Origin of the sequence: Blautia sp. LMAG:89 (genome assembly GCF_008679485.1) — a bacterium.
Classification (GTDB): Bacteria; Bacillota; Clostridia; order Lachnospirales; family Lachnospiraceae; genus Blautia_A; species Blautia_A fusiformis.
Genome location: NZ_NANC01000007.1, coordinates 48497 through 70000, shown reverse-complemented (window position 1 = coordinate 70000; position 21504 = coordinate 48497). Strand labels below are relative to the sequence as shown.

Sequence of the window (21504 nt, the reverse complement as noted above, 5' to 3'; positions counted from 1 at the left end):
GGTGAAAGCCCCGTACGTGAAAGCAGAGCTGACTGAGCAGGATCCGGAGTACCACGAGACACGAGGAACCTTGTGGGAAGTAAGGGGGACCACCCCCTAAGGCTAAATACTACTTAGTGACCGATAGCGCATAGTACTGTGAAGGAAAGGTGAAAAGGACCCCGGGAGGGGAGTGAAAGAGAACCTGAAACCCTGTGTCTACAAGCTGTGGAAGTACTTTATGTGTACGACCGCGTACTTTTTGTAGAACGGTCCGGCGAGTTACGCTTACTGGCAAGGTTAAGCACTTCAGGTGTGGAGCCGTAGGGAAACCAAGTCTTAATAGGGCCAGAGTCAGTAGGAGTAGACCCGAAACCGGGTGATCTATCCATGTCCAGGTTGAAGCTGCCGTAAGAGGTAGTGGAGGACCGAACCCACATCCGTTGAAAAGGGTGGGGATGAGGTGTGGATAGGGGAGAAATTCCAATCGAACCCGGAGATAGCTGGTTCTCCTCGAAATAGCTTTAGGGCTAGCCTCGGTGTGAGTCTTGCGGAGGTAGAGCACTGAATTTCCTAGGGGGCGTCAAAGCCTACCGAAGAATATCAAACTCCGAATGCCGTGTAGATATCACCGGGAGTCAGACTGCACGAGATAAGTTGGGCGGTCAAAAGGGAAAGAGCCCAGACCTACAGTTAAGGTCCCAAAGTGCGCGTTAAGTGGAAAAGGATGTGGGATTTCGAAGACAACCAGGATGTTGGCTCAGAAGCAGCCATACATTCAAAGAGTGCGTAATAGCTCACTGGTCGAGAGGTCCTGCGCCGAAAATGTCCGGGGCTGAAACGCGCCACCGAAACTAAGGAATCTGAAAAGATTGGTAGAGGAGCATTGCATGCGGGAAGAAGCAGTACCGGAAGGAGCTGTGGACTGCATGGAAGAGAGAATGCCGGAATGAGTAGCGAGATAGAGGTGGGAATCCTCTAGGCCGAATATCCAAGGTTTCCAGGGTAAAGCTGATCTGCCCTGGGTGAGTCGGGACCTAAGGTGAGGGCGAGAGCCGTAGCCGATGGACAACAGGTTGATATTCCTGTACTGCAGTATGACAGAACTGTGGGGACACGTAAGGAGAGCGGGAGCCGGGAATGGAAAGCCCGGTACAAGCGAGGTACCAGTATGGTAGGAAAATCCGCCATGCAATGGGAAGACGTGATGTGGAGTGAATTTTAGTAACGAAGCCCGTGAGCCATGCGTCAAGAAAAGCCGCTATCGTTCATATTGTACCCGTACCGTAAACCGACACAGGTGGATGAGGAGAGAATCCTAAGGCCGGCGGAAGAAGTATTGCCAAGGAACTCGGCAAAATGGCCCCGTAACTTAGGGAGAAGGGGTGCCTGCGAGAGCAGGCCGCAGAGAATAGGCTCAAGCAACTGTTTAGCAAAAACACAGGTCTATGCGAAACCGAAAGGTGAGGTATATGGGCTGACGCCTGCCCGGTGCTGGAAGGTTAAGAGGAGAGGTTAGACGTAAGTCGAAGCTTTGAATTTAAGCCCCAGTAAACGGCGGCCGTAACTATAACGGTCCTAAGGTAGCGAAATTCCTTGTCGGGTAAGTTCCGACCCGCACGAAAGGCGTAATGATTTGAGCGCTGTCTCGGCAATACATCCGGTGAAATTGAAGTGCCAGTGAAGATGCTGGCTACCCGCGCCAGGACGGAAAGACCCCATGGAGCTTTACTCCAGTTTGGCACTGGGGTCCGGTGTTGCATGTACAGGATAGGTGGGAGGCTGAGAAACGGTAACGTCAGTTGCCGCGGAGCCGCTGTTGGGATACCACCCTTGTGATATTGGGCTTCTAACCAGCCGCCGTAATCCGGCGGTGGGACAATGCCAGGCGGGGAGTTTGACTGGGGCGGTCGCCTCCGAAAGGGTATCGGAGGCGCCCAAAGGTTCCCTCAGAATGGACGGAAACCATTCGAAGAGTGCAAAGGCAGAAGGGAGCTTGACTGCGACACCGACGGGTGGAGCAGGTACGAAAGTAGGGCTTAGTGATCCGGTGGTATTAAGTGGGAATGCCATCGCTCAACGGATAAAAGCTACCCTGGGGATAACAGGCTTATCACTCCCAAGAGTTCACATCGACGGAGTGGTTTGGCACCTCGATGTCGGCTCATCGCATCCTGGGGCTGTAGTAGGTCCCAAGGGTTGGGCTGTTCGCCCATTAAAGCGGTACGCGAGCTGGGTTCAGAACGTCGTGAGACAGTTCGGTCCCTATCCGGCGTGGGCGTAGGATATCTGAGAGGAGCTGTCCTTAGTACGAGAGGACCGGGATGGACGGACCGCTGGTGGACCGGTTGGCTTGCCAAAGCCATGGCCGGGTAGCCAAGTCCGGAAGGGATAAACGCTGAAGGCATCTAAGCGTGAAGCCCCCCTCAAGATGAGATATCCCATTCTTATGAAGTAAACCCCCTTGAAGACGACGAGGTAGATAGGGCAGAGGTGGAAGTGTGGTAACACATGGAGCTGACTGTTACTAATCGGGTGAGGGCTTGACCAAGAAACGCAGGTTAAGAATTGATTCAAAGAGTTTGATTAACGATCAACAGGCATGTATGTAGTTTTTAAGGTACAAACCTTAATTAAATATTTAAGTAATCCTCCTTAGCTCAGTCGGTAGAGCATGCGGCTGTTAACCGCAGTGTCGTTGGTTCGAGTCCAACAGGGGGAGTTTTTTATGCCTGTAAACAAGGAATTGTTTACAGGTACTTTTTATATGTTTGTATAAATATCCGTTATATATATCGTAATATTTAACCGAATTAAGTAATCCCCTATAGAATGCTTTCTGATAACAGACTGGAAACTATTTCGAAATCATGCTAGAATGAAATTGGTTTGGTTAAGAAAGAATAATTTATGAGAAAGAAGCAGAAAATGGAATTATTTGATATCATAGATGAAAACGGAAATCCCACTGGAAAGATCGTAGAACGGAGTATTGCTCACGCAGAAGGAATCCCTCATCGTACTGCTCATATCTGGATCATCCGTCGGAGGAATGAAAAAACAGAGATCCTTCTTCAGAAAAGATCCAGAAACAAGGACTCCTTTCCTGGAAAATTTGATACTTCATCTGCAGGTCACATACAGGCGGGAGATGAACCAATGGAATCGGCATTACGGGAACTGAAAGAAGAACTGGGAATCCATGCGGAATCAGCTGATCTGCAGTTTGCAGGAAAATTCCCCATATCTTTTGCCAGAGAATTTCATGGAAAAATATTCCGGGATGAAGAAATCGCTTTTGTTTATATCTACGATCACCCGGTAGAGATCGATCATCTTACACTTCAAAAGGAAGAAGTAGAAGAGGTACAGTGGTTTGATCTGGAAGAAACGTATCAGCAATGCAGTCAGCACAGAGATAAATTCTGTGTTCCGCTGGGAGGTCTGCAGCTTGTACGTCAATTTATAAAAAGTAACGGCAATACAATAAAGGAGTGAAAGATCATGAGAAAAGATTTCGGAGCAAAGCCTTACACTTATCCACAGCCGGTATTAATGATCGCTACATATGGTGAGGATGGAAAACCGGATGTTATGAATGCAGCCTGGGGAGGAATCAGCGATGATAAGGAAATTTCCATCTGTGTCAGTGAAAATCATAAAACAACTGAAAACATCCTGAAAAAAGGCGCTTTTACAATAAGTATGGCAGATGTGGAGCATATGACAGCCTGCGACTATGTAGGAATTGTTTCCGGAAACAAAGAGCCGGATAAATTTGTAAAAGCCGGATTTACAGCAGAAAAATCTGAAAAAGTAGATGCACCTATTATCAAAGAGCTTCCAATCTGTATAGAATGTAAGCTGAAAAGCTATGATAAAGACACCTGCCGGCTGATCGGTGAGATCGTAAATGTCAGCGTGGATGAGAGCGTTCTGGATGAAAATGGAAACGTAGATGTTGCAAAAGCAGCACCGATCACTTTTGATCCGTTCAACAATGCATATATCCGTCTTGGCGAAAAAGTCGGCGATGCTTTTAAAGCCGGAACGGCACTGAAATAAATAATATCTACTGAAATACAGAAAGTCTCTTTCACAGGTACAGATAAAAAATTATCTTCTGGAAGAGACTTTCTATTTGTTATAAATATTCTTTAATTCAGAACTCCCAATTCTTTAAAGGCCTGAAAAATCCCGTCCTGATCATTACTCTTTGTTACAAAAGAGAAATGTTTTTGCAGCTCAGAAGGTGCATTTCCCATCAAAACTCCACATCCTACTGCCTCCAGCATTTCCAGATCATTATAATTATCTCCGAATGCAATAGTACTGGTAAGAGGGATTTTTCGAAGATCACAAAGATATTTTACAGCTTCCGCTTTGTTTATGCCGCCAGCCATGATCTCCAGAAGAGAATCGGAAGATCTTGCAATAGATAATTCCGGAAAATATTTGCGAAGAAGTGTTTCTGACGGTGACATATATTCAGAATCGCACATACACAGGATTTTATCTACCATAAGCGTATCTGAGAGAGACTGAAGGGATCCCTCTATAGAGGTAGTTTCCACAACCGTTTCTTCATGGATCACATGAGGGTCTGTCCGGTCTTTTACGATCCAGTCTTCTGAGGTAAAAACATTCCAGGTCACGTGAGGACATTTTTTTTCGATCACATCAATGATTTTGGAAGCGTCGGAAATGCTTATTCCTTTTTCGTAAAGGATATTTTGATCTTCATCCAGGATTAGTGCACCACTGAATGCAATGGTACAACAATGGAAATCATTTTTTTTAATAATAGGACGGATGCCGGAAGGGCTTCGTGCTGAAGAAATAGTAAACAGAACGCCCTGATCTGTCAAAGTATGAATGGCGGAACTAGTCAGCGGAGATACCACATGTTCTGAGGTTAGTAAAGTGCCGTCAATATCGCTGAAAACAGCCTGTGGCTTAAATGAAGATAATGGTTTCATATTCGAGATCCTTTCTGCAAAAGATGAGTATCGGTGTTTCTGCATATAAAAATAGCACATAAATAACAAAATAAAAATGTTTGTTTATGTTTTGTTCATGATATAATAAAGAAAATATGGTGGTGCAAGCCTAAAAAAAATGTATCCGGTGGGCTTAAGTTTTTCCTTACGTCAGGAGAAACTTTACCAGAATAAACTGGACATTGCAAGAAAAGTTGCGTCTTATATTAAAGAAGGTGAAGTTCTCTTTTTGGATACCAGCACAACACTTCTTCTCATGCTACGTTTTTTGCCCGATATGAATCTTACGGTTGTGACCAATTCATTTCCGGTGATGGAAGAACTTTACAAAAATCCTAAAATACAGCTTCATATGGCGTCTGGGATCTACTAGGAAGAGTACGTCGGACCACTGGATCATTCAACTGCAGAATATGTATCCAGATTTCATTATGACAAAGCTTTTTTGGAGCCAGTGCAGTAGATGCCTCTTTTGGAGCATCGGCCACTAGAGAGATCGAAGCAGCTGTGAAACGCTGCGTGTATGCCAATGCAGAGGAAGGCTATCTTCTGGCGGACCATACCAAGTTTGGCAAAAAAATCTCATAAAATATAATGATGTCAGTGAGTACCAGTTGATCTTTACCGATGAAGAATTGGAAACGGAGCAGAAAAATAAAGTGATCCGACAGAGTGGAAGATTTTGTGAATAGCAAAAATACAGAAATCTGTTGACAGAAGATAAATCTGCAGATTATATATAAATATAACAGATTCACGAAAAAGCCTCGGATTATTCAGAAAATTCATGCTTGTAGGTGAATATAGGATATGATAACATAAAAAATATCATTTTTGTAAAAACGCAAAAAAGGAGGTGTTGACATGCGCTCAATGAGAAAAAATGCATACAGGAGAGCTATATCTTCCTAATGATGATGAGATCATCCAGGATCAGATCAAAAAGCTGGATCGACTTTATGATTTCAATATGACACGTCCCACACAGTTGGATAAAAGAAAAGCTGAAAGAGATACTACACTATGATATAAGAGTGGAAGGAATGTCCGGCTTTTGAAAAATCAAAAAGAAGCAGGTTGATAGGAACAGGAATGGATGAGGACCTGTCTGATGCTGAAAGAAAAGAGGATAAATTATGGGAATGAATGAAACACCGTCAGCAGACCGTGTACATATCGGTTTTTTTGGCAGAAGAAATGCAGGAAAATCCAGTATCGTAAATAAGGTGACAGGCCAGGAGCTGGCTGTGGTATCCGATGTAAAGGGAACTACTACAGATCCGGTAAGTAAGGCCATGGAACTACTTCCTATGGGCCCGGTGGTGATCATAGATACACCAGGTATTGATGATGAAGGACATCTTGGAGAACTTCGCGTCCGCAAGGCGAAACAGGTGTTGAACAGAGTGGATGTAGCAGTTCTTGTAGTAGATGCCACTGAGGGAAAAACCAGTGTGGATGAAGAATTGATCCATATTTTTAAAGAGAAGGAGATTCCATATCTGGTTGTTTATAACAAGGCAGATCTGCTGAAAACAAAAGATGGGAACCGGCTTTCTTCAGATAATAACTTAAACCGGAATACCCATGCGGGTGCGGTCAAAGAGAGTAGTGTCAGCCAGAAACAGGATCATGAAAACCAGAACACAGAGCAATCTATTTATGCCAGCGCCGCCACCGGTCAGAATATCTACGAATTGAAAGAAAAGATCGCTTCGCTGGCAGTAACGGATGAACTGAAATTGCGTCTGGTAGGGGATCTCCTTGAACCATCAGATTTTGCGATTCTTGTAGTTCCCATAGATAAAGCTGCACCAAAAGGGCGTCTGATCCTTCCGCAGCAGCAGACGATCCGTGATGTGCTGGAAGCCGGAGCAGCAGCCATCGTGATCAAAGAGGATGAGCTTTCCAATACACTGGAAACTCTGGGGAAAAAACCAAAGCTTGTGATCACAGACAGCCAGGTCTTTGCCAGAGTCAGTGAAGAAACTCCAGAAGACATCTGGCTTACTTCATTCTCTATTCTGTTTGCTAGATTTAAAGGAAATCTAAAGACAGCGGCAGCTGGGGCAGCAGCACTGGACCGGCTGAAAGACGGTGACAAGATCCTGATCTCAGAGGGATGTACCCACCACAGGCAGTGTGATGATATCGGAACAGTCAAGCTTCCACGCTGGATCCGTAATTATACGGGGAAAGAGTTGGAATTTGAGTATTCCTCCGGAAGAGATTTCCCGGAGGATGTGACGAAGTACAGTCTGATCGTGCATTGTGGCGGATGTATGCTTAATGAGAGAGAAATGCGTTACCGTCAGAAATGTGCATTGGATCAGGAGATTCCTATCACCAATTACGGAATTGCCATTGCCTACATGCAGGGAATCCTGAAACGTTGTGTGGAAATGTTCCCGGATGTGAGGAAAGAACTGGATCAGTAATTTTTTTCAGGTGTTTACATTTTTTCCGAAAAATGCTATAGTAGCGATTGTTCATTTTATAAATTTGCAAAAGGTGACGATAAGGAGTTGCAGATACAATGATCGATCAGACACTTTCACAGGCCCTGCAGAAAGAAATTCCAATACTTACAGCTCAGATCCGAAGTCTCTATGCAGAATTCGATAAAAAATTTCATCTTAACGGAGCAAAGATCCCTATAACTTTTGGCATGGAGCCGGATCTGCTGGGATCTTATACAAGAGGTAGCTGCCACGAAAAAGAGCATTTCCATTTTTCTCTGCTGTTTATCGGCTATGCGGTAAAAAATCCTCTGAAAAAAGAAGACCGACTGGATCTTTACAAACATGAATATGCCCACTATATGCAATATAATTTTCACATTCCCTCAGAGTATCAGTGGCAGCACGGAACCCACGGAAGTGCCTGGAAATACTGCTGTTCCCTGACTGGTGCGGCACCAACGCCATATTATAAGGCAGGGGAAGCTCTAATGAAACACAACTATGAGAAAAAACTCCGAAGCCCGATCCATGACCGTACTGTAACGGTGCGGGATACTTACAGAAGAGAGCAGCAGCACAGGAGTACTCAGAACAGTATTGTACGCTATGAGATCGGAGAGGATGTCAGTCATCCGAAATTCGGAACCGGAAATATTGAGCATGTAGAGCAGCTTCCAGGTTCTGTAAGGCTTCACATCCGTTTTGGAGAAGAGCTGAAAGTGATCGATCAGAAATGGCTTCTTCGGACAAAATATAAAAAGAGCTGAATATAGTTTTATAAAAATAGACATCATTGATACAGTATAAAAAAATTCTCCGGTACAGAAAATCTGTGTTCCGGAGAATTTTAAGTCAGGCGGATATTTGCGATCCGCATTTAGCCAGTTGCCTGATTCGGTTAAAATCAGCTTATATTACTCAGAAACCTTCACAAACTGGCTGTTATAAAGCTTCTGATAGAATCCGCCTTTTGCCATAAGCTCTTCATGGTTTCCCTGCTCGATGATGCTTCCGTCTTTCATGACAAGAATCTCATCTGCATTGCGGATGGTAGAAAGACGGTGTGCAACGATAAAGCTTGTTCGCCCCTGCATCATCCGGTCAAATGCCTCCTGGATCAGCATTTCTGTTCGGGTATCAATACTGGAGGTTGCCTCGTCAAGGATCAGCATTGGCGGCAGACACAGCATGACACGGGTGATGCAGAGAAGCTGCTTTTGTCCCTGGCTTAAGCTGTCTTCATAAAGAATGGTATCCAGGCCATTTGGAAGACGGCGGATAAATTCCCAGCTGTGGGACATTTTAGCTGCCTGGATCACTTCCTCATCGGATGCATCCGGCTTTCCGATGCAGATGTTATCACGGACAGTTCCATGCTTGATCCAGGTATCCTGGAGAACCATGCCATAGCTTCCGCGGAGGGCATGTCTGGAAACATCGGTGATGGGGGTTCCGTCCACGGAAATACTTCCACCGGTCACGTCATAGAACCGCATCAGCAGGTTGATAAAAGTTGTCTTGCCACAACCGGTAGGGCCTACGATGGCAATCCGTCGGCCGGGCTCTGTGTGAAGGTTAAATCCTTCGATGAGAGGTTTGTCCTCTTCGTAGCGGAAGGAAACATTCCGGATATCCACTGCACCTTTTACATCATCAAGAGTTCCGGACGGATCCGGGCTTTCCGGCTCTTCCTCCAGAAGATCAAAGATCCTGGTAGCGCAGGCCAGAGCGTTCTGAAGCTCTGTGATCACGGAGCTGATATCGTTGAAGGGCTTCATATACTGGTTTGCATAAGCCAGCAGTACGGAAAGTCCACCGACAGTCAGATGACCGCCCGGGATCAGAAAGGCACCTGCAAGAGCTACACCTGCGTAAATGATGTTGTTGACACATCGTGTGGACGGGTTGGTGAGGCTGCTGTAAAAAACAGCCTTCTGGCTGGCATCACGGAGTTCTTCATTGATCGCAGCAAAACGTTCGGAAGAACGATTTTCGTAACCAAAGGCCTGAACCACTTTTTGATTTCCGATCATTTCCTCGATCAGTGCAGTCTGACGTCCACGGGCATCACTCTGCGCACGGAACATCTGGAAGGAATGGGAGGAGATGAATTTCGCCACAAAAAAGCTTACAGGTGTCAGGACAATGATCATCAGAGTGATCCACACATTTTTGGAGAACATGAAGAGCAGGGTTCCGATGATGGTGATGACACCGGAAAACAGCTGTGTAAATCCAAGGAGCATACCATCGGAAAGAATATCCGTATCTGCGATGACACGGCTGATGATATCACCGGTGCTGTGTCCGTCCAGGTAGGACAGAGGAAGCTTCTGGATATGGCGGATGGATCTTGCACGGATATCCTGTACTGTGCGGTAGGTCATACGGTTGTTGATGACACTCATGATCCAGGTGGCAATGCCGGAAAATACGATCATGACAAGAATACGGGAAAGATAGAATCCCATTCTTGTAAAATCAACTTCGTGGGCAGCAACGACCTCATCAATGGCATAACCAAAAAGTACGGGAACATACAGCTGCAAAATTACAGTGACTGCTGCCAGGATCACACTTAATACGAGAAGAAAACGGTATTTTCCAATGAAACGTAGTACCTTGAAAAAGGTTGCCATGCTGTTTTTGCTTTTGGCGGTTGTATCTGTTTTACTCATGCCAGGACCTCCTTTCCAGTCGCTTTTTCATATTTGGTACGCTCTTCTGGGAACTGTGAGAAAAAGATCTCACGGTAGGTTTCACAGGTAGAGATCAGTTCCTGATGGGTTCCTTTTCCGGCAAGCTGACCATCGTCCAGTACCAGGATCAGATCGGCTTGGCGGATGCTGGCTGCTCTCTGGGATACCAGGAAGGTGGTGGTGTTTCCACCAAGCTGGTGAAGGGATTTCCGAAGTGCCGCATCTGTGGCAAAGTCAAGAGCACTGGCACTGTCATCCAGGATCAGAATCTCTGGCTTTTTCACAAGGGCGCGGGCAATGGTAAGTCTCTGACGCTGGCCACCGGAAAGATTCCGGCCGTTCTGTTCCAGACGGAAATCCAGCTGACCGTCCTTTTTCTCTACGATCTCACGAGCCTGAGCGGTGGTAAGTGCTTCCCACATTTCTTCGTCCGTGGCATCTTCCCGTCCCCAGCTTAAGTTATCGCGGATGGTTCCCTGGAAAAGTGCTGCTTTTTGAGGAACTACGCCGATTTTTTCCCTGAGTTCCTGCCTGGAATAGGTCTGTACATTCTGACCGTCGAGGGTAATGACTCCGGAGGTTGCGTCGTAGAAACGGGCGATCAGATCCACAAGAGTGGATTTACCGCTTCCGGTACCGCCGATGATTCCGATCGTAGAGCCTTTTTTTGCGGAAAAAGTGATATCAGAAAGGCTAGGTGCGCCGGTTCCTGCATAGGAGAAACTCACATGGTCAAAGGCAACTGCATAGTCACTGTTTTCCGCAGTCGGTAAGGAAGCTTTGTCCGGGTAAGTCATGGTGGAATCGACCTTCAGGATTCCGGCAACACGATCCGCACAGGCCATGGATTTGTTCAGGGTGATGATCAGGGACGCAAGCTTGATCAGTTCTACGATCATCTGTGCCATATAGTTGTAAAGAGCAACTATTTCACCCTGCTGCATGTTTCCGAGGTTTACCTGTACACCTGCAGTCTGGATCAGGATTACTGTTGCGATATTGATCAGTACATAAGTTGCAGGATTTAAAAGTGCAGAGATTTTTCCGACAAATTCGTTCAGTCTGGTAAGTGCAAGATTGCTTTCGTCAAACTCCGCAACGGCATCAGCTTCACGGCAAAATGCACGGATCACACGGACACCGGTCAGGTTTTCTCTGGTAAGACGGGTGACGGAATCCAGACGTCCCTGTACTTTTTTGAAAAGCGGGATACTTAAAAACATGATCACAAAGACAACCAGGAACAGTATCGGAATGGCAACAGCGAAGATCAGTGCACAGCGCACATTGATGGTAAAAGCCATTACCATAGAGCCTAGAACAATAAACGGGCTTCGAAGAAGAAGACGGAGTCCCATGTTTACTCCGTTCTGTACCTGATTGACATCGTCTGTAAGACGGGTGATCAGCGTGTCAGTGCCAAGGGTGTCCAGCTCCGTATAGGAAAGCTTCTGGATATGGTCAAATACAGCCTGACGCACTTCTGTGGCAAAGCCTACGCTGGCTTTTGCAGCAAAAAACTGTGCAGTAATGCTGACTGCAAGTCCTGCAGCAGCCATCAGTATCAGGATAAAAAACTTCTGAACGATATAGCCGTGGTCATTATTTGCAATTCCCACATCGATGATCTGGGCGATGACGACAGGCACCAGCAGATCAAATACAACTTCCAGAAACTTGAAAAAAGGAGCCAGAACGCTTTCTTTTTTGTAGTTTTGAAGATATTTTGCAAGTGTTCGCATTTCTTTTTCTTCCTCCGTTTCCTTATTTTTCTATAATAAACCTCTGTTATTATACTCCTATGGAGATAATACGTATAATATTGTTTTTAATGTATGATAATATAATTTTGCTATTGCCTGGGACGGAAATCTGTGGGATGATAGAAGTATGGTTTTTCGGATAATTGCGTGGGAAAGATATTCATAGTATTTACAAAGTATTGCAGATATAGTATTTCTTAACCGAATTAAGAAAGTACTCTGTGGGACAGCGAAAAGCAATAAGCAGTAGATGGGTTTTGCCTGTGTTATATACCAGATAAAGAAAGAAGGATTTATATATGGAAATCAGACAGCTGGAATATTTTCATGAGATCGCAGCAACAGGAAGCATCAATGAAGCCGCAAGGAGACTGAACATGTCCCAGCCGCCGCTGAGCTATCAGATCAAGCAGCTGGAAGCAGAGCTGAAGGTGAAGCTTTTTGAGCGGACCAGGGCAGGCGTGACACTGACAGAAGCCGGAAAGCTTCTTTATGACAGGACAGAGAACATTTTGAGCTACGTTCGTTCCACAGAACTGGAAGTATCCAAAGCAGGGAAAAAACAGGTTTTACGTATCGGGATCACGCCAACCACAGTGACCACCATTATGCCTTATATTTCCAGATTTTCCAGGGAAAATTGTGATGTAAACTTTGAGGTAAGGGATGCGATCACCTTTACACTTCTGAATTATCTGATGGATGGGATCATTGATGTTTCGGTAGTGCGTACACCTATCAAGCTGGAAGGTTTAAATTATCTGGAACTGGATGAGGAACCCATGATCGCGGTCCTTCCTCCGGAGATCCCGGAAAATGAGACAAAAAAAGAGGGCATCAGCCTTAAAGAGCTGACCGGATGCCCTCTCATTATTTACCGGCGGTACGAAGAATTTCTGATGAAAGCTTTTGGAGAAAAAAATCTCCAGCCGGATATTTTCTGTGTCTGCGATGATCCCAGAGACGCCATGCTCTGGGTGCAGGAAGGTCTTGCAACCGCCGTTTTTCCAAGATCCATGGAAGATCTCTGTACAGATCTTCCGATCCGGATCATTGAAGAAGAGAAGCTGAAGACCAGGATCCTTCTTGCCTGGAAAAAGGATCGCAGGCCTTCTGCCGTGATGCAGGATTTTATCAATATCTGTGAGAAATATGCAGGAAACCCTGCAATCTGATCATGAACCTGGAAAGGGGATGTATGCAGAAATCAGTTTTTGAGATGCTCCTCCTTCCAGTGCTTCCATTTCTGAACAGCTTCCGGATTCTGCTTTTCCAGCCGTTCCTCCAGCTTTTTCCGGCGCTGTTCCAGTCGTTCCAGGACTTCCGGATGCTCGGCAAGGATTTTTTCTTTCAGCTTGCCACGGCGCTTTTCCAGAAGCTGAAGGATCAGTTTCCGGTCGGAAGTTAATTCCTCAGGCAGCTCATCCATATGTAATTCAATTCTTCGAAGCAGTTCATCCTCATCCAGAACACCCAGCCCATGCCAGTTATCCAGAAGCTCTTCCAGACCTTCTTCGGAGAGACGTTGGATATCCGGGATCTGATGCAGCTGTTCAATAATGTGATGGACAGATTCTTCGATCTCTTTTACTGCATCATCACCAAAAGCCCAGGCGAACTCTTCCAGGGTATTTTCTTCCTCTGCCGGAAGAAAAGCGATACTGCGGCACAGAAGCTTTGTCTCGTCTTCCTTTGGAACATCCAGTTCATAAGGGGCTTCGATCCCTGCGTCATGCAGAGCAGCAAGAATGGTACGGCGGACCATACCGTCCTTGATCATATGACCGATGCCGAATTGACGCAGCTGATCATTGATCTGGGTGGAATGCTCTGTGAGGTAAAAACGAATCCCACGTTTTTTCAGGCTTGCGGAGATAGCATCCAGACGGTCTGCTGCTGTGACATCAATGCTGTTGATAGCACTGGCATCTACGATCACTACCCTGGTATCTTTTCGGATGCTGTTCTCAATATCTTCCTGAAAAATCTTTATATTTGCAAAAAACAGGTTTTCACTGAAACGGTAGATCACAACGCCCTTAATAGGGTAGGCGAAACGGTTTTTGGACAGATCAAAATAAGCATCTCTTCCAGGGATCATACCACGGAAGGAGCGCGGCGGGTTGGTGGCCTTCAGGATCACAGCTACGAAAGAGAGCAGGATACCAATGATAACCCCATAAATGGTTCCAAGACAGAGCACACTGAAACCGGCAGCCATGAAGATGTAGAATTCTGTACGGCTTACTTTGAAAAGACGTACAGCCAGATGGGTTTCCACCACATCCATCAGAGCAGAGATCACAATGGCCGTCAGTACAGGAACCGGAAGATATCCGATAAAACCGGTGCCGAAAAGAAGGATCAGAGCCATGGTGATCCCGGCAGTGATGGAAACCGCCTGAGATTTTCCACCGTACTGTTCATTGAGGGAGGTGCGGGAGATACTGCCGTTTACCGGGCAGCAGCCTACTGCGGCGGCAGCAATATTTCCGGCGGCACAGGCCAGGATTTCCTGACGGTCGTTCAGCTTATAATCATTGCGGAACGCAAAGGTATTCTCTGCAAGAAGAGTTTCTGCCATAATGACAACAGCAACCATAAGACCGCGGCCTGCCGCCTGGGTCAGATCAACATTTCCGAAATCCGGGATCACCAGGGAGGGAATCCCACGTTCTACAGACTGCAGGAGGACTACGCCTTTTTCGTCCACATGAAAAACAACGGTGGAAAGAACACCCAGAGCCATAATAACGATAGCCATGGGGAATTTCGGCGCCAGCTTTTTAAATGTGCGGATCAGCACCAGAGCACCAAGCCCCATGAAGAGGGAAAGCCAGCTGATATTTTTGGCGGCAGCGAAGATATGCTCTGCCAGTTCCAGGAGCTCTCCGGATCCTGCAGGACTTCCCATAAGTTTCGGGATCTGCATCAGGATGATGGTAACTGCGATACCGCTGATAAAACCGCCCATAACAGGTGTGGAGATAAAGTCCACGATCTTATCAGCGTGGAGCAGAAAGAAGATAAACAGCCACAGACCTGCAAAAAGTGCGATGGCAGGAACATAATCCATGGCAGCTTCTGACTCTGCAGCAATGCCAAGAGTAGACAGTGCACCACCTACAATGGCAGCAGGTGCCGCATCAACTCCGAAGATAAACTGTCTTGAAGTGGAAAATAGAGCAAACAAAAGGATTGGCAGAACAGAACCGTACAGTCCGTATACCGCCGGGATCCCGGAAATCTGGGCATATCCCATGGAAATAGGGATGGAAACAGCTGCTATGATGATGCCGGAGAAAATATCTTTGGGAAGATATTCTTTACGGTAACCCCGCAGTGTGGAAAACAGGGAAAGTTTCATATAGTCACATCCTTTTCTGAAAAATATTTTCTATTATATACCAAAGAGAGCCTGCAGGAAAGAAGCAAAGCAAAGGTTCCGGGTGAAAAATCGTGGACAAAGAATAACTGCCATATTATAATAAATGCGAAATTGCAGTAACCGTAAGAGAATACAGGCTGCAAAGCTGAGAAATCATCAATCATCAGGAAAGGTTAAGATATAAATGAAAAAAGCGATCATAGCAATGAGCGGCGGTGTAGACAGCTCCGTGGCAGCTCTTTTGACAAAGGAATCCGGTGACGAGTGCATCGGCGCTACCATGAAACTTTACAACAACGAAGATATCGGTGTCCACAGGGAAAAGACCTGCTGTTCCCTGGACGATGTTGAGGATGCCAGAAGCGTAGCCTATCAGATGGATATGCCTTACTACGTGTTTAATTTTACCGCAGATTTCCATACAGAGGTTATGGACAGGTTTGTAGATGCCTACGAAAACGGCTGCACCCCTAATCCATGTATCGACTGTAACCGATATCTGAAATTTGATAAAATGTTTCACCGCATGCAGGAGATTGGCTACGATTATATTGTAACTGGACATTATGCAAGAGTGGAGTACGATGAGAAACGGGACCGCTATCTTCTGAAAAAAGCAGTGGACGATACAAAGGATCAGTCATACGTTCTCTATATGCTGACCCAGGAACAGCTGGCACATGTAAAGCTTCCGCTTGGAGGTCTCCGGAAGGACCAGGTTCGTGTCATTGCCGAAAAACATGGCTTTATCAATGCCAGAAAGCATGACAGTCAGGATATCTGCTTTGTACCGGACGGCGACTATGCGAAATTTATTGAGAAGTACACAGGCAAAAAAACACCGGAGGGTGATTTTGTAGATAAAGAGGGAAACTATATCGGACGCCATAAGGGAATCATCCATTACACGATCGGCCAGCGCCGCGGCCTTGGCATTCCGGCGGCCAGCCGTCTTTATGTCTGTGAGATCTCTCCGAAGACCAATACGGTAGTTCTCGGGGACAACGAAGATCTTTTCAGCAGTGAACTGGAGGCAGACAATGTAAATCTGATCTCTGTGGACAGCTTAACTGAGCCGAAAAGAGTGACTGCCAAGATCCGTTACCGTCACAAAGAGCAGCCTGCCACTGCATGGCAGACACCGGATGGCATCCTTCATGTGAAATTTGATGAACCGCAGAGAGCCATCACAAAAGGCCAGGCTGTAGTGATGTATGACGGAGATGAGGTTGTAGGTGGTGGGGTTATAAATAAAATCTATAGCCAGTCATAAATAAAGGTGAGAGCCTAAATAGATAAACCCCATTGACATACTAGGAAAAGGGTGATATGATTGCATCATCAAAAAACGGAGCACACAAAACAAGGTGAGCAACGTGATGATCAGGAGGAAATCATGAAGGTTTTACAGAAGTCAACAAGGGTGTTTATCGAAGAAAAGCGAATGTGTTGTTGTCGCTGATAAGCAGATGATCATAAGATAAGCAATTACTATTTTACCGAATATAAGAATAAAAGAAAAGAGGACAAACACATGAGCAAAATTACAAGAGATCAGAGAAAATTCAAATTTGAGACATTACAGCTTCACGTAGGACAGGAACAGCCGGATCCGGTTACAGATGCAAGAGCAGTACCAATCTACCAGACATCTTCCTATGTATTCCGCAACTGCGATCATGCAGCAGCACGTTTCGGACTTGCAGATGCCGGTAACATTTACGGACGTCTTACAAACCCGACAGAGGACGTATTTGAGAAGAGGATCGCAGCACTTGAGGGTGGTTCCGCAGCACTTGCAGTAGCATCCGGTGCAGCAGCTATCACATACACGATCGAGAATCTTGCACAGCAGGGAGATCACATTGTAGCAGCCAAAAATATTTACGGCGGTACAACAAACCTTCTGGAGCATACGCTTCCGGCATACGGAATCACAACAACATTTGTTGATGTATTTAATCTCGAGGAAGTGGAGAATGCGATCCAGGAGAACACAAAAGCTGTTTATATTGAGACTCTTGGAAACCCAAATTCTGATGTTGTAGATATTGAGGCTCTTGCAAAAATCGCTCACAAACATAAAATTCCGCTTGTTGTAGATAATACATTTGCAACACCATACCTCGTAAGACCAATTGAGTATGGCGCAGATATCGTTGTTCATTCCGCAACAAAATTCATCGGTGGCCACGGAACTACTATCGGTGGTGTGATCGTAGAGAGTGGTAAGTTCGACTGGGAGGCATCCGGCAAATTTGCATCTCTTACAGAGCCAAACCCAAGCTATCATGGCGTAAGCTTCACAAAAGCATGCGGACCGGCTGCATTTGTTACAAAGATCCGTGCGATCCTTCTTCGTGACACAGGAGCAACAATTTCTCCGGTGAGCTCCTTTATCTTCCTTCAGGGACTTGAGACACTGTCTCTCCGTGTAGAGCGTCATGTTGAGAACGCACTGAAGGTTGTACAGTATCTGAATGATCATCCGCAGGTAGAGAAGGTTCATCATCCGTCTGTATCCACAGATCCAAGCCAGCAGGAGCTTTATAAGAAATATTTCCCTAACGGCGGCGGTTCCATCTTTACATTCGAGATCAAGGGAGATGCACAGAAGGCAAAGGATTTCATTGATAACCTTGAACTGTTCTCACTTCTTGCAAACGTTGCAGATGTGAAATCCCTTGTTATCCATCCGGCTACTACAACACATAGCCAGTGCACAGAGGAAGAACTTCTTGATCAGGGAATCAAGCCAAACACGATCCGTCTTTCCATCGGAACTGAGAATATCGATGATATCATCCAGGATCTTGATGAGGCATTCAAGGCTGTCCAGTAAATAAGACAATTAAATAAGAAGAACACCTTCTAAAATCAATAGCACAGAAAAATCTGCTCCGGAACATATGAGAACATAGTCCCGGGGCAGATTTTTTATGTGCTTATCTGGAGAATTCAAAAGTGGGAAGATCCGTGCCGATGGCACTGAGGATGCATGGATCATGTGCGATTTTTTTCAGGCGGATCCCGATGCCACAAGTTCTTCTAATGTTCCGAAGGTATATCCCATCTCTTCCCATTTTGTCAGCAGTTCATCCAGAATAGAAGCATTGGTGGAAGAGGTGCTGTGCAGTAGCACGATGGCACCCGGATGGATCCGTCCCAGAAGCTTTTCAAAAGCTTCTTCTTTCGAAGGCTGCTTATCTTGATACCAGTCCACATAAGCCAGACTCCAGAAAAAAGTGTGATATCCAAGCTCTTTTGCCATCTCTAAATTTTCCGTGCTGTAGATGCCCTGGGGTGGCCGGTAAAATTTTGTCATTTCTTTCCCAGTGGCTTCCTTATAAAGAACCTCCACATCCGTAAGCTGCTTCTGAAAGGCGTCCTTTGTGGAGATACCGGACATATCCGGGTGTGTCATGGTGTGGTTGCCTATGATATGGCCTGCATCTACGATCTCACGGATCAGTTCCGGTTTTTCACGGATCAGTGTTCCCACAACAAAAAATGTGGCATGTACCTGATGCTTATGTAAGGCATTCAGAATGGCAGGCATATTTCCATTGTCATAGCCTGCGTCAAAGGTAAGATAGATTTTTTTCTCATCGCTATCGGCTGCATACCAGGCATTGTATTTTTTTAATTCTTCCATAGAAGCATTTCCTGTGGGCCGTTTGCCTTCTTCCTGAAAACCGAGCCCCCAGTTTTCATTTTGGAATGTCATAGAAGCAGAAGAGGTCTGGCTGTTTTCGGCAGAATTCGGATCGGATCGTGGGTCGGAAGTAAAATGAGAATAGATCTTTCCTACAAGACTGCCAAGAGCAAAAGCCATGACAAAGAAAAAAATAAGACGGTAGATGTGTTTTTGTTTCATGGGAACCTCAGAGAAAGTGGAGTTATTAATATGTTTATGAACACAGAGAAGAAGATATGAAAGCAGAAGATCATAAGACTATGTTTGTAAGAAAGGGATAAAAATAAGCAAAAAATAAGAGCCATCAGCGATTGATTTCTTCTGCCGATGACTCTTTTAATTTTCATTATCCAATGGAATATACCTCTCATTTCTTAGATTTAAAACTTATACGGAATTAAAATTTACGTTCTCGGTGGTCCGTACCTCCTTGTTTTAATTATGATGGAAAATCTTTAAATCTTCTGGTGGACTGTACCTCTCTTTCTTAGATTATGGGAAGTAAGTTATGTTTTCGGTGGGTTCACGCTCCTTTTTGATTTAGTTTTTTGTTTTCCGTTTGTTTTATTTGATGGTTAAACTATAACAGATAAAATAGAAAATGTCAATACTAAATTTAAAAAAAAACAAAGATAAGCATAAAAAGAAAAATAATAAAAATAAAAGAACTGAAAAATCAGACAATATCAAGGCCGGATAAAAGGTATAGACCCAACCCTTTTCGGACAAGCTACCCTCATGAACATAAGAAGAAAATCACAAAGTGCAGGAGATCATAAACAGTATTATTATTTTCAAGGAGGGAAAAACTTATGCTACGTTATCTGCCTGTTCGAAAAGTTCATGCAAGACAGGTCCTTGATTCCAGGGGGAATCCTACAGTGGAAGCGGAAGTGACGGTAGGTGAAGGAATCGTGGGGATTAACGGATACACAGGAAGAGCCATGGTGCCGTCCGGAGCATCCACAGGTAAATTTGAGGCTGTGGAGCTGCGGGACGAAAACCGGGAGGAATATCTGGGACAGAGTGTGAAAAAAGCAGTGGAAAATATCAATACACGTCTGGCAGATGCCATTATCGGAGAGAATGCTCTGAACCAGGCATGGATCGACCATCTTCTGATCGAAACCGACGGAACGGAGAACAAAAGCAGTGCAGGAGCCAATGCCACACTGGCAGTATCTCTGGCAGCAGCCCGTGCAGCAGCCGGGGCCCTTCGGCTTCCTCTTTATCAGTATCTGGGCGGCTGCCATACCATGCAGCTTCCGGTACCGATGATGAATATTTTAAACGGGGGAAAGCATGCGGACAATACGGTAGATCTTCAGGAGTTTATGATCATGCCAACCGGAGCTGACTGCCTGGAAAAGGGTATCCGCATGTGTGCGGAAGTCTACCAGCACTTAAAGCTTCTTCTCCGGGAAAAAGGACTCTCCACAGCGGTTGGAGATGAAGGCGGCTTTGCTCCGGATCTTTCAGATTCGGAGGAAGTGCTTACCCTGATTGTTCACGCCATAGAAAAAGCAGGATATAAACCAGGAGAAGAGATCACCATTGCCATTGATGCAGCCTCCAGCGAGCTTTATGATGAGGAAAAGGGCGTGTACTTTTTCCCTGGGGAGAGCCGCATGAAAGGAGAAAAGATCTACCGGGATGCTGGTGAGATGACAGAGTATTATGAAAAACTGGTGGAAAAATTTCCCATTGTTTCCATTGAGGACGGTCTCTGGGAGGATGACTGGGAAGGCTGGAAATATCTGACGGAACACCTGGGAAAAAAGATCCAGCTGGTAGGCGACGATCTGTTTGTCACCAATATCAAACGGCTGCACTGCGGCATCGGGCTTGATGTTGCCAATGCTATCCTTATTAAGGTAAACCAGATCGGAACTCTCACGGAAACTCTGGATGCGGTGGAGATGGCTCAGCATGCCGGGTATCGTGCAGTGATCTCTCACAGGTCCGGGGAAACAGAGGATTCCTTTATCGCAGATCTGGCAGTTGCCTGTGGGGCAGGACAGATCAAAACTGGCGCACCCTGCCGTTCGGACCGGAATGCCAAATATAATCAGCTTCTGCGGATCCATGAACAGCTAGGAACTCTTGGAAGATATACAGATCCTTTTGCAAAAAAATCTCAGAAAAAGCCCTGCATAAAATAAACGGAAAATGGTTGAAATCCCGGTTTAGCTATGGTAAAATAACCTCTAGTTGATTAGGAGGTGTAACCGCGTGAACATTTTGAAGATTATTCTGACTGTAATTTATGCAATAGATTGTATTGCTCTGACTGTTGTCGTACTGATGCAGGAGGGCAAGCAGCAGGGTCTTGGCTCTATCGCCGGAGTAGCTGATACTTACTGGGGTAAGAATAAGGGCCGTTCCATGGAAGGTGGTCTTGTAAGAGGTACCATTATCATGGGAGTTATTTTCTTTGTACTGTCAGTCGTACTGAACATTATCTGATCTGCCAGGGGCAGAACGGAAGTTGGTAACACTCTTGCTGCGTTAGCATG

The 21504-nt window shown here is 45.5% G+C and carries 16 protein-coding genes, 1 tRNA gene, 1 rRNA gene and 1 pseudogene (1 of these 19 running past the window's edge); 14 read left to right on the top strand and 5 right to left on the bottom strand.

Annotated elements, in window-relative coordinates:
- The 4 genes from CCC70_RS10085 to CCC70_RS10070 form a co-directional block, all read left to right on the top strand.
- Positions 1-2530: ribosomal RNA gene (locus tag CCC70_RS10085) — 23S ribosomal RNA — on the top strand (it extends 357 nt beyond the left edge of the window).
- Positions 2531-2628: 98 nt separating this feature from the next.
- Positions 2629-2701, top strand: a tRNA-Asn gene (locus CCC70_RS10080).
- 188 nt (positions 2702-2889) lie between these two features.
- Positions 2890-3477: an NUDIX hydrolase gene (locus CCC70_RS10075; protein WP_330577178.1), complete on the top strand. Its 588-nt coding sequence runs from the start codon at positions 2890-2892 to the stop codon at positions 3475-3477.
- Between the two features lie 6 nt (positions 3478-3483).
- Entirely contained in the window at positions 3484-4044 is a 561-nt protein-coding gene (locus CCC70_RS10070; protein ID WP_270390573.1) for a flavin reductase family protein, read from the top strand.
- A 92-nt stretch (positions 4045-4136) separates the two neighbouring features.
- On the opposite strand, the gene CCC70_RS10065 is transcribed toward CCC70_RS10070, so the two are convergent.
- Complete coding sequence (locus CCC70_RS10065) at positions 4137-4958, bottom strand: Cof-type HAD-IIB family hydrolase (RefSeq protein ID WP_015526816.1); 822 nt, start codon at positions 4956-4958, stop codon at positions 4137-4139.
- A gap of 139 nt (positions 4959-5097) precedes the next feature.
- Between CCC70_RS10065 and CCC70_RS10060 the strand changes: the two genes are divergently transcribed.
- The 5 genes and pseudogenes from CCC70_RS10060 (at position 5098) to CCC70_RS10045 (ending at position 8208) form a co-directional block, all read left to right on the top strand.
- A complete protein-coding gene (locus tag CCC70_RS10060; RefSeq protein WP_287084782.1) occupies positions 5098-5352 on the top strand; it encodes a hypothetical protein in 255 nt (84 codons plus the stop codon).
- 77 nt (positions 5353-5429) lie between these two features.
- Positions 5430-5567: pseudogene (locus CCC70_RS16730) on the top strand (hypothetical protein); the annotation flags it as partial.
- Positions 5568-5862: 295 nt separating this feature from the next.
- Positions 5863-6006 carry a maltose acetyltransferase domain-containing protein gene (locus CCC70_RS10055; protein ID WP_287084781.1) on the top strand — a complete coding sequence of 48 codons (144 nt, stop codon included), beginning with the start codon at positions 5863-5865 and terminating at the stop codon, positions 6004-6006.
- 109 nt (positions 6007-6115) lie between these two features.
- A complete protein-coding gene (gene hydF / locus CCC70_RS10050) occupies positions 6116-7417 on the top strand; it encodes a [FeFe] hydrogenase H-cluster maturation GTPase HydF (RefSeq protein ID WP_287084780.1) in 1302 nt (433 codons plus the stop codon).
- A gap of 98 nt (positions 7418-7515) precedes the next feature.
- Positions 7516-8208 (top strand): hypothetical protein, encoded by a 693-nt coding sequence (locus CCC70_RS10045; protein ID WP_287084779.1) that lies wholly within the window; start codon positions 7516-7518, stop codon positions 8206-8208.
- Positions 8209-8355: 147 nt separating this feature from the next.
- Here the strand turns inward: CCC70_RS10045 and CCC70_RS10040 are convergent, their stop codons facing one another.
- Together CCC70_RS10040 and CCC70_RS10035 are read right to left on the bottom strand one after the other, a co-directional pair.
- A complete protein-coding gene (locus CCC70_RS10040) occupies positions 8356-10119 on the bottom strand; it encodes an ABC transporter ATP-binding protein (protein WP_287084778.1) in 1764 nt (587 codons plus the stop codon).
- Positions 10116-11882, bottom strand: coding sequence for an ABC transporter ATP-binding protein (locus CCC70_RS10035; protein WP_287084776.1), 1767 nt, complete (start codon positions 11880-11882; stop codon positions 10116-10118). Before CCC70_RS10035 ends, CCC70_RS10040 begins: the two co-directional genes overlap by 4 nt.
- 320 nt (positions 11883-12202) lie before the next feature.
- On the opposite strand from CCC70_RS10035, the gene CCC70_RS10030 reads away from it, so the two are divergent.
- On the top strand, positions 12203-13078 hold the full coding sequence (locus CCC70_RS10030; protein WP_021652963.1) for a LysR family transcriptional regulator: 876 nt from the start codon (positions 12203-12205) through the stop codon (positions 13076-13078).
- A 32-nt stretch (positions 13079-13110) separates the two neighbouring features.
- Here CCC70_RS10030 and CCC70_RS10025 read toward each other — a convergent pair whose 3' ends face one another.
- Positions 13111-15270, bottom strand: a complete 2160-nt coding sequence (locus CCC70_RS10025) for a SulP family inorganic anion transporter (protein WP_287084775.1) — start codon at positions 15268-15270, stop codon at positions 13111-13113.
- Between the two features lie 205 nt (positions 15271-15475).
- Between CCC70_RS10025 and mnmA the strand changes: the two genes are divergently transcribed.
- Positions 15476-16564 (top strand): tRNA 2-thiouridine(34) synthase MnmA, encoded by a 1089-nt coding sequence (gene mnmA / locus CCC70_RS10020; protein WP_022426126.1) that lies wholly within the window; start codon positions 15476-15478, stop codon positions 16562-16564.
- Positions 16565-16825: 261 nt separating this feature from the next.
- A complete protein-coding gene (locus CCC70_RS10015; protein ID WP_015526804.1) occupies positions 16826-18133 on the top strand; it encodes an O-acetylhomoserine aminocarboxypropyltransferase/cysteine synthase family protein in 1308 nt (435 codons plus the stop codon).
- Between the two features lie 177 nt (positions 18134-18310).
- Here the strand turns inward: CCC70_RS10015 and CCC70_RS10010 are convergent, their stop codons facing one another.
- A complete protein-coding gene (locus CCC70_RS10010) occupies positions 18311-19168 on the bottom strand; it encodes a polysaccharide deacetylase family protein (RefSeq protein WP_287084774.1) in 858 nt (285 codons plus the stop codon).
- A gap of 632 nt (positions 19169-19800) precedes the next feature.
- Here CCC70_RS10010 and eno point away from each other — a divergent pair.
- Entirely contained in the window at positions 19801-21150 is a 1350-nt protein-coding gene (eno, locus tag CCC70_RS10005; protein ID WP_287084773.1) for a phosphopyruvate hydratase, read from the top strand.
- A 70-nt stretch (positions 21151-21220) separates the two neighbouring features.
- Positions 21221-21454 (top strand): preprotein translocase subunit SecG, encoded by a 234-nt coding sequence (secG, locus tag CCC70_RS10000; protein WP_118515926.1) that lies wholly within the window; start codon positions 21221-21223, stop codon positions 21452-21454.
- The last annotated feature ends 50 nt before the right edge of the window (positions 21455-21504 follow it).

What these genes read in the sequence shown, in the direction of transcription:
- CCC70_RS10075 (WP_330577178.1), top strand. Translation starts at nt 2,890, where the DNA reads ATGAGAAAGAAGCAGAAAATGGAATTATTTGATATCATAGATGAAAAC.
- CCC70_RS10070 (WP_270390573.1), top strand. Translation starts at nt 3,484, where the DNA reads ATGAGAAAAGATTTCGGAGCAAAGCCTTACACTTATCCACAGCCGGTA.
- CCC70_RS10065 (WP_015526816.1), bottom strand. Translation starts at nt 4,958, where the DNA reads ATGAAACCATTATCTTCATTTAAGCCACAGGCTGTTTTCAGCGATATT.
- CCC70_RS10060 (WP_287084782.1), top strand. Translation starts at nt 5,098, where the DNA reads ATGTATCCGGTGGGCTTAAGTTTTTCCTTACGTCAGGAGAAACTTTAC.
- CCC70_RS10055 (WP_287084781.1), top strand. Translation starts at nt 5,863, where the DNA reads ATGCATACAGGAGAGCTATATCTTCCTAATGATGATGAGATCATCCAG.
- hydF (WP_287084780.1), top strand. Translation starts at nt 6,116, where the DNA reads ATGGGAATGAATGAAACACCGTCAGCAGACCGTGTACATATCGGTTTT.
- CCC70_RS10045 (WP_287084779.1), top strand. Translation starts at nt 7,516, where the DNA reads ATGATCGATCAGACACTTTCACAGGCCCTGCAGAAAGAAATTCCAATA.
- CCC70_RS10040 (WP_287084778.1), bottom strand. Translation starts at nt 10,119, where the DNA reads ATGAGTAAAACAGATACAACCGCCAAAAGCAAAAACAGCATGGCAACC.
- CCC70_RS10035 (WP_287084776.1), bottom strand. Translation starts at nt 11,882, where the DNA reads ATGCGAACACTTGCAAAATATCTTCAAAACTACAAAAAAGAAAGCGTT.
- CCC70_RS10030 (WP_021652963.1), top strand. Translation starts at nt 12,203, where the DNA reads ATGGAAATCAGACAGCTGGAATATTTTCATGAGATCGCAGCAACAGGA.
- CCC70_RS10025 (WP_287084775.1), bottom strand. Translation starts at nt 15,270, where the DNA reads ATGAAACTTTCCCTGTTTTCCACACTGCGGGGTTACCGTAAAGAATAT.
- mnmA (WP_022426126.1), top strand. Translation starts at nt 15,476, where the DNA reads ATGAAAAAAGCGATCATAGCAATGAGCGGCGGTGTAGACAGCTCCGTG.
- CCC70_RS10015 (WP_015526804.1), top strand. Translation starts at nt 16,826, where the DNA reads ATGAGCAAAATTACAAGAGATCAGAGAAAATTCAAATTTGAGACATTA.
- CCC70_RS10010 (WP_287084774.1), bottom strand. Translation starts at nt 19,168, where the DNA reads ATGAAACAAAAACACATCTACCGTCTTATTTTTTTCTTTGTCATGGCT.
- eno (WP_287084773.1), top strand. Translation starts at nt 19,801, where the DNA reads ATGCTACGTTATCTGCCTGTTCGAAAAGTTCATGCAAGACAGGTCCTT.